Here is a 1,787-nt window from a genome sequence, read left to right as displayed (position 1 = left end):
GAGGTCGGCCATCGGGCGTGTTGTTCCATTCTGATCAGGGCTGTCAGTATGTCGCCACAAAGTTCAGGCAAAAATTATGGCGCTATCGTATGACTCAAAGCATGAGTCGCAGGGGGAATTGTTGGGACAACGCCCCAATGGAAAGGCTATTTAGGAGTTTAAAAACAGAGTGGGTTCCGTCAACAGGCTATGATTCCTTCAAAGAAGCTGAAAGAGATATAAGTTACTATTTAATGAGCTACTACAACTGGCAAAGGCCGCATAGTAACAACGAAATGCTTGCGCCAGCAGTTGCGGAAGAAAAACTTTATTTACTGTCCGGGATTAGTTGACCACTACACTGACACAACCGGGAAGGCTGCGTAGAAGCGGTCGTAGGCGCGATCCCTCTCGTTGCCCAGTACATCTGCCTGGGTGTGTGGTGCGAACACCAGAAAAAATCGAAGACACCCATTCAAAGTTGCCACTTTCCTCCGCAGAACGGGTACAGAAATGGGTGGATGTCTTCCAAAATTGCTACTGGCCGGCTCGGCTTGACATCGCTGGAGCGTCCATGTATGCCTTCCAAAACTGTTAGACTTAATTGCACTGTTTGGCTTGGAACTGGCTATGTTATAGCTGAGTTGTGCTAGCCCTGCCCCCTCCAAAACCAACATACTGTAATTCTTCACTTCAATTTAGAGCATAGCAGCTTCTTTGGTTGGCTGTTTTAAGTGGCTGTCCGTGTAATTGCATTCCAGCTATGTCTTCCAAACTTTTCTTTTTTGCAATTTTAGATGGTTGTTCTTGTTAAATCCGTAAAACCACCCTAAAGCTCCTGTTTTAGGTGACTCCGCTTTTTTTCGAACCGCACTTTACCGTGGTGATTCCTAATTGCCTTATATATGAACCCATCTTCTATATTTGCAGTCACTGTTATTACTGTTCTTTTTGTAACCTCTTCTTTAAAATTTGATTCATCAAACTCATCTCTTGACCAGCCATTACGAATACTTGTCATTTGAATCATTCCTAGTTTTAATCCAGAATACTCGTTCTTTTCCACACCTAATGTACTAGCTAAATCAGATAAAACATTTCTTAATATGGCTTCTTTATCTTTGTCATTTGAAGCTTTAAAACCAATCATTTTTTCATTGACATCACCCACAAAAAAATTCATTTTTATTATGTTTTCATCAAAATTATATTTAAGTGTAGTTAAGCATGGTGTTTCATGGTCTTTTGTCTTGGAGTTCCCAAACCAACCTCTATAACACTTTGACTGTTCTTCTATTTTAAAAAGAAACAAATCAAAAACTGAAGCCGGCGCTGTCATGGCTTGAGCTATAAACTTGCTTGGCTCTGCATAAGATTGGTTAGAAAGAAAAACAAACACAAATAAAAAAGCTGTTTTTTTAAACACACCCATAAAAACTCCTTTACGAATTACTATTTATCCCATTCCATTCATAGGAATATAAACCGACAAAAACAAACGCACTATATATACTTATATTCACACGCAACAAATGATAAGTAAACAATAAGTCACAACTAAAAACACAGTTATATGAGGTTTAGGCATATCAATAATCATAGACACCCATACCAAGGGGACCCTGCCTCCTACACAAATGGAACAAATTCGGTGGGTGTCTCTCAAAACTTCCGAGTGTGGCCTGAAGCTTGAGGTAATCCATGAAAAAGCTTCTTGCTTCTTTAGTTAGATCGCCATTTTTAAGATAAATATGATTCATAGCTTCCCTGTACTTAACAATTTATTCTACCCCAACACGTCGAAACAG

At 39.7% G+C, this 1,787-nt stretch carries 2 protein-coding genes; one reads left to right on the top strand and one right to left on the bottom strand.

The genetic code is table 11. The features are described 5' to 3' along the window. Positions 1-332: integrase core domain-containing protein (locus IY568_RS24295; protein WP_194868481.1), on the top strand; the 332-nt coding region annotated here is incomplete at its 5' end. A 476-nt stretch (positions 333-808) separates the two neighbouring features. Here IY568_RS24295 and IY568_RS24290 read toward each other — a convergent pair. Then, positions 809-1,411, bottom strand: coding sequence for a hypothetical protein (locus tag IY568_RS24290; protein ID WP_194868958.1), 603 nt, complete (start codon positions 1,409-1,411; stop codon positions 809-811). Between the last annotated feature and the right edge of the window lie 376 nt (positions 1,412-1,787).

The organism is Pseudoalteromonas sp. PPB1 (genome assembly GCF_015356275.1).
In the GTDB taxonomy this organism is placed as follows: Bacteria; Pseudomonadota; Gammaproteobacteria; order Enterobacterales; family Alteromonadaceae; genus Pseudoalteromonas; species Pseudoalteromonas rubra_D.
This window is presented reverse-complemented; position numbering and strand designations above follow the sequence as displayed.

What these genes read in the sequence shown, in the direction of transcription:
- IY568_RS24290 (WP_194868958.1), bottom strand. Translation starts at nt 1,411, where the DNA reads ATGGGTGTGTTTAAAAAAACAGCTTTTTTATTTGTGTTTGTTTTTCTT.